Genomic DNA, 15,347 nt, shown 5'->3' on the forward strand with positions numbered 1-15,347 from the left:
ACCTATATATTTAAAACACCCCCCCCCCCCCCTGACCCGCGGCCCGGCCCCCACCCCCCGGCGCGGGGCCGCGTGGCCGGGAGGCGCCCCCCCCCCGCGGCGGCGGATGACCATCCGTCACATACCCTGCGGTTACGGACCGTTCCGGTGTACCACCGGTCGAGCGAGACCGCGGACGGGAGTGTCAGATCAGGTAGCGGTGCGACTCGCCGCCAGCGATGCCCTCCAGGTCCTCGTCCCGGAACTCGTCGTTCTCGTTGACCTCGACCTGCGGGTTCTGCTTCTCGTTCTCGCCCATGGAAAATCCTCCTGCTCGTTGTCGACACCGAGAAAAGATTCGGACGGAACGCTCGGCTCCGCTCGGTGGTGGTGCAGACGCTATTTCCGGGCGCCGCCGGCCGACAAGCCTTCCGCGGAATTGCCACCAAGGCGCGCAGGGAAGCGCTCCACCGTGACAGCGATCCGTGTCATCGACCGCGGCTCACCGGCGTCCGGCGGTGTTCCGGCAGGCCGAGATGGCCCCGAAGCGTGCCGGACTCGTACTCCGCGGGGAGTACTCCGCGGGACTGGAGCTCGGGCACCACGTGCTCCACGAACTCGTCCAGCCCGCCGGGTGCCTGGTCGGGGACGATGATGTAACCGTCGCAGCCGCCGGCTTCGACGTAGTCGATCATCTCGGTCGCGATGTCGGACGGGGTGCCCGCCAACGCCTTCGTGTGCGTGACGAGCGCGACGAGCTGCCGGATCGACAGCTTCCTGGACTCCGCGACCTGCCGCAGGAACGCCACCCGGTCCGCTCGCCGCTGTGCGTCCATGCCGGTCGGCCTTCCGGTGACGAACGCCCCGCCGTCCGGGTCCGGGGCGATGTCGGGCAACGGGCCTTCCGGGTCGTAGACGGACAGGTCACACCCCCAGAGCCCCTCCAGGTAGTAGATCGCCATCTGCGGCGTCACGATGTCCAGCCGTCTCGCTCGCGCCAGTTCCTCGGCGTCCGCCCGTGACTGCCCGACCACATAGGTGATGGCCGGCATGATCCTCAACTGCCCCGGGTCGCGGCCGTGGCGCGCCAGCCTGCCCTTGACGTCGGCGTAGAACTCGCGGCCCGCGCGGCCCCTCTTCCTGCTGTAGATGACCTCTGCGTGGGCGGCGGCGAACTCCCTCCCCTGCTCCGAGTCCCCCGCCTGCATCAGGACCGGCTCGACGCCGTCGTACGCGGTGGCGGCGGGCCCCTCGGCGCGGAAGTGGTGTCCCTCGTGGGCCAGCGGCTCGCCGCCCCCGGGCCCGCCGGCGCTCCAGATCGAGCCGCACAACTCGACGAACTCCGCCGCCCGCTCGTAGCGTTGGGCGTGCGGGAGGAAGCCGCCGCGCCGGAAGTTCTCGCCGACCCAGGCGTCCGGCGTCGTCACCGCGTTCCATCCCAGCCTCCCGCCCGAGAGGTGGTTGACGGTGGCGAGCTGACGGGCCAGGTCGTAGGGCTCGTTGAAGGTGGTGTTGACAGTGGCCACCAGACCCAGCTTCTCCGTGACCGCCGCAACGGCGGAGACGATCGTCAGCAGATCGTGCCGGCCGGCCACCCCGATCTCGGTCACCTCGCCGTTCCGCTCGGGCATGCGGAGGTCGTCGGCGAGCAGCAGGTAGTCGAACCGGCCGCGCTCTGCGGTCCGGGCCAACCGGGCGATCGCGTCGAAGTCGATCTGGCTGCCCTGCCGGCCGCCCTTCCACACCGTCGTGGTGGGGTTGACCGGGAAGAGAACGCCCAGGTGGAATCGGCGCCGTCCAAGGTTCACTGCGGGCTTCCTAGGGTGTAGACGGGCCCGGCGACTCCGGCCGTCCCGTGGTCGGGGGCGGATCGCGCGGACGCAGTGGCGGGATCCCCCTACGGGACCATGCTGTTGGGCGCCCGGTGCGGCAGCCCCAGGCGCTCGCGGAAACTGCGGCAGCCCTCGCCCCAGGGCGAGACGAGTCGACGCCTGCGCAGTTCGGGGACGGCTTCGTCCACGAAACGGGCCAGTTCCGTGCCCACCTCGGCGAACACGAGACGGAACCCGTCCACCAGGCCCGTCTGCGCGCGCAGTTGGAGGAAGTCCGCGAACTCGCGGACGCCACCGGTCTCGACCGCGCCGCCGGTCCCCCACGCCCACCGGCCGGCCGGCAGCCCGCGGCAGTCCACGAAGACGTCCGCGATCGTCCTGGTTCCGCCCCCGAGCCGCGGACGAGCGCCGACGACCCGTTCGAGGCGGCCGAAGGCCAGGTCCGCGCGGGCCGCGAGCGGCAGATCCTCCTCCGAGGTGATCCGCACGGCCGTCACCGGATGCCCTTGAGGCGGGCGCGGGACGATCCCGGGGCCCTTCACCCGGAAGTAGCGGCCCTCGTGGTTCACGGCGCGGACCCTGGTGCCGTCCAGGAACCGTCCGGTGGTGGCGTCTCGGATCTCCGCGCCGTCCTCCCAGCTGTCCCAGAGCAGCGAGACCACCTCGACGAACTCGGCGGCCTCCCCGTACAGCTCGGAGGGGTCCCGGGCAGTGCGCTCCCCGAAGAGCCGGGCTTCCTCGGCGCTCCCGGACACCCGCACGCACCAGCCGGCCCGTCCGGCGCTGACGTGGTCCAGCGTCGCCAGGGCCTTCGACACGTGGAAGGGTTCGAGATGGGTCACGGTCACCGTGGCGACGAGCCCGATCGAGGTGGTCTGCGGGGCGACGTGCGCGAGGGCGGCCACCGGGTTCAACCGGCTCTGGACGATCCGCTGCCGGGCGGGCACGGAGTCCGCCGGGGACGTGAGGGCCTCGTCCAGCGTCACGAAGACCAACGATCCCCGCTCGGCCAGTTGCGCGGCACGTGCACAGCCGAACGCCGCAGGCCGCGCGGATTCCGGTTCGCCGATCTCCACACCCAGGAACACGGGCAACTCCAAGTTCACGTATTTCCGCCGACGAACCGGGCGGCGCTCGCACAATTGAAACGGGACGCGGCGTGAAAACCCGGACCGCCCGTCTTTTTGTGCCACCCTAGTGCGACCGTCCGAGCGGCCACAAGAAATCGGCCCGGCAGCACGGATTCATGAAGGAATTCCCCCGGGGATTGCATCGATCGATGTCAACGAGGTCTCCCCGGCCAGCGCGGTCGCCACCTGGTCCGGGTGTCCGGACCACCAGGAGAACCGCGGAGGTCCAGAAAGGCGGTGGGATCGGAAAACGGCGGCGGCACGATTCGATGGAACGGTCCGGATTCACCCGTGCCCGCACCCGAGCAAGTGTCGGAGAATTCTTGCGCCGCCCGTTCGGCGGGCCTTAGATTCGGCGCCCGTGAGCTCGTTCCCGCTACGGAAGGCCACTCCCCCGAATGGAAACTCTCCGCTCCCTCGTGGGCGACCCCGCACCGTTCCTGGAAACGGTGTGGCGTCGCCGGGCCTGTCTGCTGCGCCCGCCCGCACCGCTCACCGCGCCGGTCACCCTGGCGGACGTCGATGACGTCCTGGCCTCGGGCCTGCTGCGCATCCCGTACCTCGAACTCGTCGCCCAGGGCAAGGCACTGGAGCAGGGGGAGTACACCAGCGCCCATCACCTGATCGACCGCAGCTTCCGCGGCTACGCCGACGTCGCGAAGGTGATGCGCCACGTCGATGCCGGCGCCACCTTGCTGATGCGCAACATCGAGCACTGGCACTCCGGGGCGGCGGCGCTCGTCGGCCGCCTCGGTGCCGAGCTGAGCCGGGGTGTCGAAGCGTTCCTCTTCGTGACCCCGCCCGGCCGGAAGGGGTTCGACTCCCACCGGGACGACGCGGACGTCTTCGTGCTCCAACTGCACGGCAGCAAGCGGTGGCAGGTCCACGCGGTCCCCGCGGACGGGTGCTGGCGGACCGGGCCCGAGCCGGAGCCGGGGCCCGTACAGCTGGAGACCACGGTGCACGCGGGCGAGGTACTCTACGTCCCGCGCGGGGCACCGCACTCGGCCGTCGGTCACAGCGACGGCCTGTCCTTCCACCTGTCGCTGACCGTCCGGCAGCCCGGCACCGCCGACCTGCGCTCGGCCCTCACCCGCCGCTTCGAGGACGGGCTCGACCTCCCTCCGCTCCCGGTGGACCCGGCGGAACTGCGCCGGACCGCGGCGGAGTTGCTCGACCACTACCGGAAGCGGCTGGCCGACCTCACCCCGGAGGAGCTGTGCGCCTCCGTGGAGACCGTCTCGTCCTCGAAGACCGGCGCCGCCTCGACCGAGCCACACCGCACCCTGGCGAACCTGGCGGCGGCGCCGGGCGGCTGAGGCCGTGGTGGTGAGCCCCGGGGGACGGGTCCGCAACGCCCGGCCCCGGGCGTTCACCGTCTCGAACTCCGCTGGCCCGGCGGATCAGTAGGGCATCGCCGGAAAGCCCTGAACGCCCACGCCGGCCACCAGCGCGTCCAGTTCCTCCTCCGAGAGGTCCCGCTCCTCGAACCGGTCAGGGCGGGGCACGAACAGCGTGAGCCGCCCGCTGACCGTCGCCTCCTCCCAGGACCGGATCTGCGCGTCCAGTACGTCCGGTGTCGCAGGCCGGTCGCGGTCGACGATCACAGTCGTTCCCGCCGGCACCCGGATGCCGTGCTCGGCCAGCAGCACGCACGGATCCTGGGCCAGGAGCCGTTCCTGGCCCGGATCGGACCAGACGGCGGCCACCGCCGCGCTGTAGCCGGAGGCGAAAGCGGTGCGTTCGGTGGAGTGCATGGCGCGGTCCTCTGCTCTCGGGTGCGATGGGGGTGCGTGCTTCCGCCGGGTCGGGACTTCTCGCGCACGGAGACTCATGCCGGCTGCCGGCCGTCGGGCGGGCAGGCGCCGAGGGCGAACTCGGCGACGGCCGGCTCGGCCAGCGTGTCCAGGCCGGCCAGTGCGGAGAAGGAGGCCGTGTCCCCCGCGCCGAGGGCACAGGGGGCGAGGCCCATGTCGGTGGCGACCAGGTACATCCAGGCGGTCAGGATCCCGGCGTCCTTGAGCGCCAGCGTGTACGGGATCCCCTCGTACTTGCGCATCAGCGGTCCGACCCGGGCCGTGATCACGAACAGGACCTGCGGCGGGCCCGGCATGGTGGCCGTCGCCCGGGCGAAGGACAGCATCCGTTCGGTCTCCGGCCCGGGCGCGGCCACCGGCGCGAGCCGGTGGTGCACCGAGTCGTAGTGGTAAAGGCCGCCGGGCAGGCCCGCACACCGCGAGACCAGCGGGTAGACCTCCAGCTCACCGAGGCCGCCCGCGCCCGGATAGGGCCGGACTCCGGTCGTCTCGCCGTCGCGGTCGCGAAGTTCGAGGCGCTGCACCCGGTGGAGGAACTCGCCGAGCTGGGCCACGGTCACCGGCCGGCTGTCGTCGTGCCCCCGCACGCTGCGGCGCCGTGCCATGACCGTCGACAACGAACCGGACTCCCGGGTCGCGTACGGGGGTGCGGGCAGGGCGATCGAGGAGCGGCCCTCGGCGGCGGCCGTCCGCCCGAGGTCCGCCGCCGGCAGACCGCGGAAGCGGTCGGTGGCGCCGATCGGGGCCGCGTGGCGCTCCGGGCGGGAGCGGTCGTGCAGCCAGAGTTCCTCCGCCGACCAGAGGGCCATCGGTGCCGCACAGGTCTCGGCCTCGGCTTCCTCCGGGGTCAGCAGGAGACGAGCGGAGAGCAACTCGTCCAGCAGGACCCCCGCTGCCGACTCGTCGCCCCCCGCCTCCTCTGCTACCTCGCCGAGGCCGATCTCCTCCGCACAGGCGCGGGCCAGGACAGCGGCCAGCCGGAACCAGGGGCAGCTGATCCCGACGGTGCCGAGCGGCGAGTACGCCACCATCCGGCCCTGCTCGGCCCGCAGCACCGCAAACCTGGACATCCGGTAGACCGCTCCGGGCCGGTGGCGGCGCTGCGGCGGAACGCTCTGGGCGCCGATGCGGCGGGGCACGACGTCCAGCAGGGCGCGGGCTCCGACGGAGACCCGGCGTTCCAGCCAGGAGTGCAGCAGCAGCCGGCGCACCAGCAACTGGGTCGACAGCAGCCGTGATTCGCCCTCCAACCCCGTGACGAGTTGGGCGATCTGAAGATCGCTCAGCCAATTCTCCACCATCCGCAGCAGCACCGCGCGGCGCCCTGCCTCCAGCCCGGGCAGACGCAGCCGGTAGCGGGATTGTTCGAGGACGAGCGAGCCGCCCGGCTCCTCGGTCAGCCGAGCGTCGCTGCGGAGCCGGTAGCTCTCGGTCTTCACCGTGCCCGGCAGGGGAGTTATTCGGTTCACTGGTTCTTCGTGCTTCCGGTACTGGGACGGCCGTACGGCACGTCGGCAGGGCTTGTGGTGATCGATGACTCGCGGCCGTCGAACCGCAACTCTGCTGGTGGCGACGCACCCTGACGGAGTGCCTGCGATGCGACCGCTCACAGAGAGGAACAGGATCGGGCCCACCTTCGGCTCACGATTGCACGAAACCCTGCCACCAACCGGACGCTGCGGCCCCGGCCGAGGCCGCGTTCACCCGTTCTCGACCACCAGGTGCTCCTCGACCCAACTGTCGGAACCGTCGGCCTCCATGAGCAACTCGGTGACGAGCTCACGGCCCCGCTCCTCCGCGGCGGCCCGGAACGTGCTGACCAGCAGTTCCACCAGTCCCTCGGTCACTCGCGCGATCCGCGGCCCACCAGCCGGACCCGGCGCCGCCACGGGCGCCGCCGCACCCTGCTCCTCGGCGGCGCCGACAAGGAGTTCCGCGCTCGACGAGGCGACCGACTCCTCGGCGGCGCCGACGATCCGGTCCAGCGAGCGGGCCAGGCACCGCAGGGCGGCCATCGGCGGGACGCCCGTTCGGACGAGCTCCATCGTCGCCCGGTGCACTGCCGGCCGTGCGACAGTCACGGTGCCGTCCGCCTCCCATCCGAGCATGCCGTGCCGGTTCAGGGAGTAGAACACCGCAGGCTGGTCGCGCACCGCGCAGTTGACCGCGGAGGCGAGCCGGGCCTCCTCGTCGCCGCGGTCCCCCACCCCGAGGAAGGCCGCGATGGACACCAGGTTGAAGCCCTGGCGCTGCAGGTGGACGATGTGCCGCAGCCGGCGGACGTGAGTCTCGTCGTAGTACCCGACCCGCCCCCGGCGGGCCGGCGGCGGGAGCAGCTTGCGGGACTGGTGGGCCCGGATGTTGCGCGGCGACATCCCGACCAGTCTGGAGATCTCCTCGACCGTGTAGGACGCGTCCGAACGATCCGAGTGGGGCGCGGCCTGCGGCGGAGTCGGTTCCATCTGTTACTCCTCGGTGGTGCCATGGCGCGGTGGGGCTGCGTCGAAATCCGCGAAGATCACGCCTCGGTAGTGTGTTTCACGGCCCACGACACCCCCGGGTTCACCGGCCCCGGCACGGCAGTGAACCCGTGGAGGTAGGCGAGCATCGGCAGCGCAAGACCTCCGGGGTTCGGATGCTTCCGGTGGACGGGAAGGCCAAGTCGTGGACGACGGCCCTTGGGCCGGCTGGCCAGAACGGTGGGCCGGCGCGGACTGCGACGTGCGGACGGCCGTGGGCGCGATCCCGTCGGAGGTCAAGGACGAGTTCAGGTACGACGAGGTCCCCTGGCGGCGATTCCGACGCTTCTACGGCCCGGGCGAGAAGATCCCCGGCCTGCTCGCCACGCTCGCGTCCGGGGATGCCGAAGCCGCTGACAGGGCCGCCGCCAGTGTCGGGGGCGGTGGTGGGGGTGGGGGTGTTGGTGCTCTTGGCGGCTCCGAAGGTCTGGGGGGTCGTGGTGTCGTTGAGGCTGTTGCCGGTGATGTCGTGCTGGACGGTTCCGGTCCGGTTGCCGGTCGCGTCGTAGGTGTAGGTGTTCCAGCAGGGTGCCGGGCCGCCGACGCTTCGGCCGCCGCCCCGGACCACCCGAGATCCCGAAGAGAGCGTGGTCAACGACCCCGCCAAGCGCAGGGAACCCACACCACAAACCTCATGGCGTCACGGCCGTCTCACCGGACTTGAAATCTTCCGCGACGTCAACTGTGCTTGCAGTCGCCCTGTGGGCTGGCTGCCGGCGGAACGCACTGGTAGTGAGTGTCTGCGGCGTGATGGCTCAGGAAGCGGCCGATGCACTGGTCCTTACCGGTACGGCCGTGCGCCGCACAGAAGGCGAGTGCTGCATCTCCGTCGCTGAAGGGGCCCGGATCGTAGATGACCCAGTACCCGGGGCGCAGTGAGGCGAAGTCGCCGCTCCGCAGGACCTGGGCCCCGGGTACGTCGGCCCGGACCTGTGCCAGCCGTTGGTCCAATCCGGCGGCACCAGTGGAGACCGGCTCGGAGTAGAGCTGGGCGATCCAGCTGTCCACGCTGTCCTCTCCTGCCCCCGCAACTGTTCTGGCAGCCGCCGACGGTGACGCCGGGGGCGGACTTGACGGCGGATCCGGGGCCGGCGCGGGAACCGGAGTCGAAGTTGCCTGCACTGGAGCACTCCCCGGTGGATCCGGGGCCGGCGCGGGAACCGCAGCCGAGGCTGCCTGCGCTGGAGCACTCCCTGGCGGCTCAGCCCCCGATGGGGATGGACGAAGCCAGGGCCCGATGACTCCGATCACTGCCGCGATGATGGCGGCTGCGGCACCGATGAGGGCCACCGTGATCCTCGGCGACGGCGTAGGCGGTGTGCCACTGGTCATCATCACTCCCGTGCGCATCCCGTTGGCAGAAACTGACCGGGAATCACGATGCTGGCGGGTTGGGTAGAGCCGCCCTGCGACTGCCGCCTTTGCTGCCTTATCGTTACGAACGACACACAACGGTGCCCGCGCCGGACGCCATGGCCCGCGGTGTCCTGCTGGTTGCGGATCTGCTCGACCCGATCTGCGCGCGGAACGGCGGACGAACCAGGCCGACCTTGGCCGCCGTCCGGACGCGGGCGTTGACGTGACGGAAACGGCCGTCGTCGCCTGGATTGAACCTGCGGGACGTGTACGGGGGCGAGCCTGTCCCGCTGAACACGTCGCCCACCTCGGGGCCACCTTGCCGGCGGCCGCGCACCAGCGGAGGAACATCAGGCGGTGCCTGCCCCGGCCCTGCCGGTCCTCCCCCGACAGCAGTCAGCTGGTGCGCGGATCCGTGGGCTGCTCGGCCTCGAACGTGTAGCGGACCGTCGCCACCAAGGAGACGACGCACCCCCGGCCCCAGGTGGTGGCAACGCCACGCCAGCGGCCACGTTCATCCTCCCAGGTCAGGGTGTGCAGGCGCCCGGAGACATTCCAGCCGCGGTCGATCGCGGGGCCGGCAATGGCGCGCAGGACGGCGATGACGGCCGCGGCGGTGGTGGCCTTCGGCATGACCCACACCTGCTCCAATCCGTGCTCGTCCTGGAGGGCGAGCCGTCATCGACACACCGCCGTTGCGATACCAACCGGTGCTGCAAGAGCTCACCGACATTCCCCACGCGCACAGACGACCAGCGCTCTCCAGACCAGCCGACAAGTGGTCACGGTGCCCACCTATGCAGCCACCTCGGCCGATGTTGCATCCGCCGCAATACCGCTCGTCAGTCCAAGTAGACGCCGGCGAAGGTCCCGTCGAAGCCGAGGGTCACCCGCGCGGCGTCGGTCGAAGGGTGGTGGGTCCAGGTCGGGTTGGCGATCAGGGCGTCGAAGTCCTTGCGGGTGATCTCCGACTCCAGCCACTCGTTTCCGCAGCGGCACCGCACCCAGACGTTACGGCGGTGGTTGAGCAGCAGCCAGTCCCGGCGGGCCTGGCAGGCCGAGCACGCTACCGGCATCCCGCGCAGCGCCAGTTCGGCCGGGTGCAGGAGGCCGCGGACGGCCGCCGAACCGCTGGGGGTCTGGGTCTCGTACTCCAGTTGCAGGAGCGGGTCGGAGGCGGCCGGGACCGGGGTGCCGATCGGGGCCGGGGCGGTGGTGGTGTGCTCGGTGGTTCTGGTCACGGACTCTCCGTTCGCGGTGCTCGGGTACTTGCGTAACACCTGGTGGAACCGGGTGTCGAGGGGTTTCGGCAGGATCAGGTGATGGGCCGACCGCAGGGGCCGGCGGGTTGTCGGTTCAGCGGCGTGGTGCCGGGCGGCGCGGGTCGGTCGAAGGCTGTGCCGCTGTCGGCTGGGTGGCGCGTTCCTGCGTCGGCCCGGTCCTGGCCCGGGTGCCGGGCGCCGTACGGGTGCGGGAGTGCCCGGGGTGGGCGGGCAGGTCGGCGAGGCGGCAGATGCGCCAGACGAGGACATCGGTGGTGTCGCGGGCGGTTTCCAACTCCCGCCGCTCGACGGCCTTCTCCAGGAGGGCCTTGGGGTCGTGGCCGGCCTTCTCGGCTTCCGCCAGGACGGCGGCCAGGGCGTCGTGCTCGCGGGCTGGGCCCTTTGGGCTCTCGGCGGCGCCGAGGACGGTGCGGATGGTGGCGTCGTGGCGGAGGCGCTCGCCCTCCGGGAGGGCGCGGCCGATCTCGCGCATCGTTCGCTTGGGGGTGGCTGCGGCCTGCCGGTAGGCGGCGCGCAGGTGGTCGGCGGCCTGGCGGCAGGCGGCGGCCTGCTGGGCGTGGCCTCGGGCGGAGTGCCAGCGGGCGGCAGCCAGGGTGACCAGGACGAGGGTGGACAGGACCATAGCGGTGGCGCCGCCGTCCTCTCCACGTCCGAGCGCGTTGCCGGCCTGGACGATTCCGCGGGCGGCCGAGCGCAGCGCACGGATATCGGCGTTCTCGGCGCGGATGTGGCTGCGGGTGGCGCGTTCGAAGGCGCGGGCGGCGTCTCGGAGTTCGGCGCGGGTGGCGGCCGGGGAGGTCTGGGCGAGGGCGTCGAGGAGTTCGCCGGCGCCGACGAGCTGGGCGGCGGCTTCGTCGTCGTCCTGGTCGAGGACGGCGGCGGCGTGCTCGGCGGCGTGAGCGGCGTCCCGGCGGCGCCCGGGAGCGGAGCGGCCGGTGCGGGCCGGGTGGTTGTCCGGCTCCGGGGTGGCGGGTGCGGCGTCGAGGCGGAGGCGGATACGGGGCAGGGAGACCAGCTTCCGCCAGTGGAACCCGAACGCCCTCGCCGAGCTGCACCAGTGCCTCGACCTGCTGGTCGACGACGGCGCCCTGCCCGGCGGGGTCATCCTCCACGGCACCCGGGACGACCGACCCGAGTTCGCCTCCTCCGGGATCGCCGCGCCGGAATGCGGGGACACCCTCCCCGGCCCGAACACCGTGTACGACGTCGCCTCGCTGACGAAGGTGCTCGCCACCTGGCCGCTGATCGGGGTCGCGAACGGCATCACCGTGGACACCCCGGTACGCGAGCTACTGCCCGACGTACCGGACCAGGCGCCCGGTGGGCGGGTGACGGTCGGGCAGATCCTCGCCCACACCTCCGGCCTGCGGGCCGACACGCGCCTCGACCAGTACCGGGGCCGCACCGAACCGCTCGCCACGCTGATCTGCGGCGAGCCGCTCATCGCCGAGCCCGGCGCAGGCCACCGGTACATCAACCGCGGATTCATCCTCCTCGGCCTCGCCCTCACCGCCGTCCACGGCGGTCGCCTGGACCGACTCGCCACCGACCTCTGGCAGTCGCTCAGCATGACCGGTACCACCTACGGGCCCGTCGGCCGCTCCCCCGAGGTCGCCCCGACCGAGCAGCGCATCCCCGGCAGCCCGCGCCTGTGGGGCATCCCGCACGACGACAACGCCACCCTGCTCGGCGGCGTCGCCGGCCACGCCGGTGTCTTCACCACCCCGGCCGACCTGGCCGCGTTCGCCGGCTGGCTCCTCACCGCCTACGCCCTCGACGTGGGCCTCGGCAGCTGGCTGCGCACCAGCATGGAACCGAAGGCCGAGATCGAACCCGGGCTCCATCGCGGCCTGGCCTGGATCCTCGCCGACGACGGCCGGGTCGCCTACCACCACGGCTTCACCGGCACCAGCCTCTACCTCGCCCCGAGCACCGGCCGCTACCTGGCCATCTGCACCAACGCCGTCTACCACCACCAGGACAACCGCACCCGGCTCGCCCCGCTCCGCAACCTGGCGCTCAAGGCCATCACCACCGATTGAAAGGCCGCTGCCGTGGCCCAGGCCACGCTCGCGACGCTCACCGCCCTCCGGCTCGGCGGGCCCGCCGGCGCCGTCCCCAAACCTCTCCGACCCCGGGGGCCGGCTCGACGCCGCCCGGGCGATCGGCGCCCAGGAGCAGAACGGGTGCCGCAAATCCCGATACAGGGCGATACCTTGCTTTCTTCTGGCGCCAACCGGCACCGCCGCAGCCTCCTCGTGGAGCAGAGCGGCCCCGCCGTCCGGCAGGCCGGGTCGGTCTCAATCCACGGGTCACCGCCGCCCCGGCCACTCACTGGTCCGTCCTCGGCTGCCCGGTTCACCGGGACAGCGGTGATGACTCTGGCGGCGATGATCCTTCAGGCGGTGGCGGTGCACAGTGAGTGGCCCGGCTGGCTCGGGGCCGCAGGAGCCGCTACGCCGCAGGTTGGCGGCTCGCGTCACACGAGGGCATAGGCCTCGGCCTGGCGGTCGATGAGGTGCGGGGTGATGCCGGCGAGGACCAGTCGCCGGTAGGGCACGCTCTCGCGGTGGGCGGCCAGCGCGTTCTCGTCCTCGTACTCGGCGAAGACGACGAAGGCGCCCTGGTCCCGCAGGGAGCGGACCACCCGGAAGGAGAGCACGCCGGGCTCGGTGAGCGCGGCCTCGGTGACGGCGGGGAGCAGGTCGGCGACGTGCTGCTCGGCGCCGGTGTCGGCGAGCCAGTCGGTGATCACGACGAGGGACACGGCGGGTCCTTCCGGGGTGGTGCGGGACGGTCCTGGTGATGGGGGCGGTTCGGGCGGAGGGTCAGGGGATGGTGACGACGATCTTGCCGCGGGTGTGGCCGGCGGCGTTGAGGCGCTGGGCGTCGGCGGCCTGCTCCAGGGGGAAGGTCGCCGCGACCTCGACGGTGAGCCGACCGCTCTCGGCGAACTCGGTCAGGGCGGTGAGGTCGGCTGCGTCGGGGCGCACGAAGACGTAGCGCCCGCCGAGGTCGAGGACCGCGCCGTCGGCGACGGAGGCGAGACGGCCGCCTTCCGCCAGCAGCGCCGGCGAGATCCTGAGGGCTTCGCCGCCCACCAGGTCGAGTACGGCGTCGACGCCGCCCGGCACCAGCGCGCGGACGCGCTCGGCCAGGCCGTCGCCGTAGGCCACCGGCTCGGCACCGAGACTGCGAAGGTAGTCGTGGTTGCGATCGCTGGCGGTGCCGATCACCCGGGCGCCGAGGGCGACAGCGATCTGGACGGCGAGTGAGCCGACCCCGCCGGCGGCCGCGTGGACCAGTACGGTCTCGCCCGGCTTGAGTTCCAGGGCTCGGGTCAGCGCCTGGTAGGCGGTGAGACCCGCCAGCGGCAGGCCGGCGGCCTGGACGAAGTCGAGGTTGGCGGGCTTGCGGGCGAGGGTTCGCACGGGCGCGGCGACGTACTCGGCAAAGGTGCCGCGGCGGACCATGTCCTCGCGGACGTAGCCGATCACCTCGTCGCCCGGCGCGAACTCGGTGACTCCGACGCCCACCCGCTCCACGACCCCGGCGACGTCCCACCCCGGGATCACGGGGAAGACCACGTCCAGCACGCCGTCGAGGTAACCGGCCTGGATCTTCCAGTCGACCGGGTTGACCGACGCCGCCACCACGCGGACCAGGACGGAGTCCGGGCCGAGCTTGGGCTCGGGCACGTCCCCGTACTCCAGGACGTCCGGTCCGCCGTAGCTGCGGTAGGTGATGGCCTTCATGGGTGGTGCTCCTCGCAAGAAGTGTTGACTCACTCGATGGTTCATCCCATTAAGTAATGCCGAAACGGTAGGACTAGACAGTTGAGGATGTCAAGTAATTCTCCGCTCCTGCCCGCGGGTCTGCCGACGCGCGCGAGGGGGCGGCGATCGCGGGCGCCGAAGTTCATCGCGCCGCACTTGCGGTTACGCTCGGCCTTGCTCTGGCCCCAGGGGTTCTCGCACTATGCCTGGCACACCTCGATGAGCCGGTCGATCGCCTTGCCCTGGGTCGCGACGCCGGACTCCTCGGTCTGCCGTCCGGAGGCGTTGCGGAAGCGGATCACGTAGGCGTGCGGGCACGTCGACCACCGCGACTGCGGGTGCTCACAGGTCCTGAAGAAGGTGCCCATGCCGTGCGCCAGGGTCCTGGTTGCCATCGTGTGCGGTCTCCATCGCGTCCACTGCTGACGACGTGCTGACCGCAGATGGTCCTCCACACCCCCGGCCTGGGAAGAAACGCAAATCACGTGGTACGTGGCGGAACTTCATCGGGCGGCCCCACGCGGACGTCGTCCGGGCGCGGGACGAGTGGCAGGCCGCCTCCGACCGCTTCGGCGAGGTCCAGGGCTACCCCCGCGACCGCCTGCCGGCCCCCGAACTCCCCGGCACCCCCTCAAGCCCCGCGGACGAGTACGCCGACCTGGCTGTTCATCGGCATGGACCAGCCGGATGGACCGGCGGCCCACACCACCCTCACGACGACAGCACGACCTCGATCCGGCCCGCGCGGGCATCACCCTGCGTGGGTCGACGCCTCACGGACTCCGATCACCCGTGCCCATGCCCGTCGGACCGATGCCGACTCAATGCCGGCTTGCCGACGGCTCGCCAATTGACGCGCGATCAGGCACGCGGAGCGCCACCGTCCGCCGCCAGGCGCGTGAGCCACTCACGCAGCAGGCGCTGCTCCGCGTCGCTCAGGACATCGGCGTCGTCGGGGAGGGCGGCGCGCAGCGCGCGGGCCGCCGCGGCGGGACCGGACTCGGCGGCGGGAATCGCGGGCTCGGCGCGAGTGACGGCAGCGACCATGGACTCGCGCAGGACGGTCAACAGCGCCGGGTTGCGGCGGTCCGCGGGCGTGGAGTGCCAGGTGGTGACTGCGCCCTCGCCGGTTGCCCGGATGATCTGGGCGGCCAGTTCCTCGTCGACGCGCAGCCATCCCCCGGCCGCCAGCCGGCGCACCCGCCCGTGGAGGATCTCCAGGCCCGAGCGGTGTGCTGCGTCCGATCCCGGGCTGGTGGCCCGGCTCATCACCGCGAACAGCTCGGGGCGGGAGACCCCGAACTCGACCACCACGTCCCAGCCGCGCCGCAGCTCCTCCACCGGGTCCTGTGAGGCGGGGTCGAGCTGCGCGCGCTTCCTCTCCAGGAACTGCGCGTAGCCGTGCTCGGCGACGGCCTCGAGGAGCCCCTCCTTGTCGCCGAAGAGGCGATAGATGGCCGGCGGCTGCGTTCCGGCCGCGGCGGCGACCGCGCGGGTGCTCACCGCGTCAGGGCCGCCGTTCTCCAGCAGCTCGACGGCTGCCTCGACGATGCGGCGCCGAGGGTTGTCGGTTGAGTCACGCGTAGCCATGAACCGATGGTACCGGAGATCTGTTTCCATCGGAATTTCCAGTGTTACTGTTGAAGTGATTCCAC

Annotated in this window: 15 protein-coding genes; 2 read left to right on the plus strand and 13 right to left on the minus strand. The window is 71.9% G+C overall.

Annotated elements, in window-relative coordinates; genetic code table 11:
• Positions 1-467 precede the first annotated feature (467 nt).
• Both ACFV0O_RS20105 and ACFV0O_RS20110 read right to left on the minus strand, forming a co-directional pair.
• Positions 468-1,787 (minus strand): LLM class flavin-dependent oxidoreductase, encoded by a 1,320-nt coding sequence (locus tag ACFV0O_RS20105; RefSeq protein ID WP_380343408.1) that lies wholly within the window; start codon positions 1,785-1,787, stop codon positions 468-470.
• Between the two features lie 89 nt (positions 1,788-1,876).
• The gene (locus ACFV0O_RS20110; RefSeq protein WP_380343411.1) at positions 1,877-3,004 is read right to left on the minus strand and encodes an LLM class flavin-dependent oxidoreductase; all 1,128 of its coding nucleotides are present in this window, start codon (positions 3,002-3,004) and stop codon (positions 1,877-1,879) included.
• A gap of 335 nt (positions 3,005-3,339) precedes the next feature.
• Here ACFV0O_RS20110 and ACFV0O_RS20115 point away from each other — a divergent pair, with 335 nt between their 5' ends.
• Entirely contained in the window at positions 3,340-4,260 is a 921-nt protein-coding gene (locus ACFV0O_RS20115; RefSeq protein WP_380343414.1) for a JmjC domain-containing protein, read from the plus strand.
• Positions 4,261-4,344: 84 nt separating this feature from the next.
• On the opposite strand, the gene ACFV0O_RS20120 is transcribed toward ACFV0O_RS20115, so the two are convergent.
• The 7 genes from ACFV0O_RS20120 to ACFV0O_RS20150 all read right to left on the minus strand — a co-directional run bounded on the left by ACFV0O_RS20120 (position 4,345) and on the right by ACFV0O_RS20150 (position 11,021).
• Complete coding sequence (locus ACFV0O_RS20120; RefSeq protein ID WP_380343416.1) at positions 4,345-4,698, minus strand: hypothetical protein; 354 nt, start codon at positions 4,696-4,698, stop codon at positions 4,345-4,347.
• Between the two features lie 74 nt (positions 4,699-4,772).
• Complete coding sequence (locus tag ACFV0O_RS20125) at positions 4,773-6,227, minus strand: SagB family peptide dehydrogenase (RefSeq protein ID WP_380343419.1); 1,455 nt, start codon at positions 6,225-6,227, stop codon at positions 4,773-4,775.
• Positions 6,228-6,458: 231 nt separating this feature from the next.
• Entirely contained in the window at positions 6,459-7,220 is a 762-nt protein-coding gene (locus tag ACFV0O_RS20130; protein ID WP_380343422.1) for a MerR family transcriptional regulator, read from the minus strand.
• Positions 7,221-7,955: 735 nt separating this feature from the next.
• The gene (locus tag ACFV0O_RS20135) at positions 7,956-8,285 is read right to left on the minus strand and encodes a hypothetical protein (protein WP_360268853.1); all 330 of its coding nucleotides are present in this window, start codon (positions 8,283-8,285) and stop codon (positions 7,956-7,958) included.
• Positions 8,286-9,029: 744 nt separating this feature from the next.
• Positions 9,030-9,266: a hypothetical protein gene (locus ACFV0O_RS20140; protein ID WP_380343425.1), complete on the minus strand. Its 237-nt coding sequence runs from the start codon at positions 9,264-9,266 to the stop codon at positions 9,030-9,032.
• Between the two features lie 209 nt (positions 9,267-9,475).
• Positions 9,476-9,874 carry a hypothetical protein gene (locus ACFV0O_RS20145; RefSeq protein WP_380343427.1) on the minus strand — a complete coding sequence of 133 codons (399 nt, stop codon included), beginning with the start codon at positions 9,872-9,874 and terminating at the stop codon, positions 9,476-9,478.
• Between the two features lie 115 nt (positions 9,875-9,989).
• On the minus strand, positions 9,990-11,021 hold the full coding sequence (locus tag ACFV0O_RS20150) for a hypothetical protein (RefSeq protein ID WP_380343429.1): 1,032 nt from the start codon (positions 11,019-11,021) through the stop codon (positions 9,990-9,992).
• On the opposite strand from ACFV0O_RS20150, the gene ACFV0O_RS20155 reads away from it, so the two are divergent.
• On the plus strand, positions 10,987-11,958 hold the full coding sequence (locus ACFV0O_RS20155) for a serine hydrolase domain-containing protein (protein ID WP_380343599.1): 972 nt from the start codon (positions 10,987-10,989) through the stop codon (positions 11,956-11,958). The two genes, ACFV0O_RS20150 and ACFV0O_RS20155, sit on opposite strands and share 35 nt — an antisense overlap.
• A gap of 437 nt (positions 11,959-12,395) precedes the next feature.
• Here ACFV0O_RS20155 and ACFV0O_RS20160 read toward each other — a convergent pair whose 3' ends face one another.
• The 4 genes from ACFV0O_RS20160 to ACFV0O_RS20175 form a co-directional block, all read right to left on the minus strand.
• Positions 12,396-12,683, minus strand: coding sequence for an antibiotic biosynthesis monooxygenase family protein (locus tag ACFV0O_RS20160; RefSeq protein ID WP_380343432.1), 288 nt, complete (start codon positions 12,681-12,683; stop codon positions 12,396-12,398).
• A gap of 61 nt (positions 12,684-12,744) precedes the next feature.
• Positions 12,745-13,671 carry an NADP-dependent oxidoreductase gene (locus tag ACFV0O_RS20165; RefSeq protein WP_380343435.1) on the minus strand — a complete coding sequence of 309 codons (927 nt, stop codon included), beginning with the start codon at positions 13,669-13,671 and terminating at the stop codon, positions 12,745-12,747.
• A 221-nt stretch (positions 13,672-13,892) separates the two neighbouring features.
• Positions 13,893-14,087 carry a hypothetical protein gene (locus ACFV0O_RS20170; protein ID WP_380343437.1) on the minus strand — a complete coding sequence of 65 codons (195 nt, stop codon included), beginning with the start codon at positions 14,085-14,087 and terminating at the stop codon, positions 13,893-13,895.
• 466 nt (positions 14,088-14,553) lie between these two features.
• Positions 14,554-15,282 (minus strand): TetR/AcrR family transcriptional regulator, encoded by a 729-nt coding sequence (locus ACFV0O_RS20175; RefSeq protein ID WP_380343440.1) that lies wholly within the window; start codon positions 15,280-15,282, stop codon positions 14,554-14,556.
• Positions 15,283-15,347 lie beyond the last annotated feature (65 nt).

It is taken from the genome of Kitasatospora sp. NPDC059577, from assembly GCF_042735475.1.
Taxonomy (GTDB): domain Bacteria; phylum Actinomycetota; class Actinomycetes; order Streptomycetales; family Streptomycetaceae; genus Kitasatospora.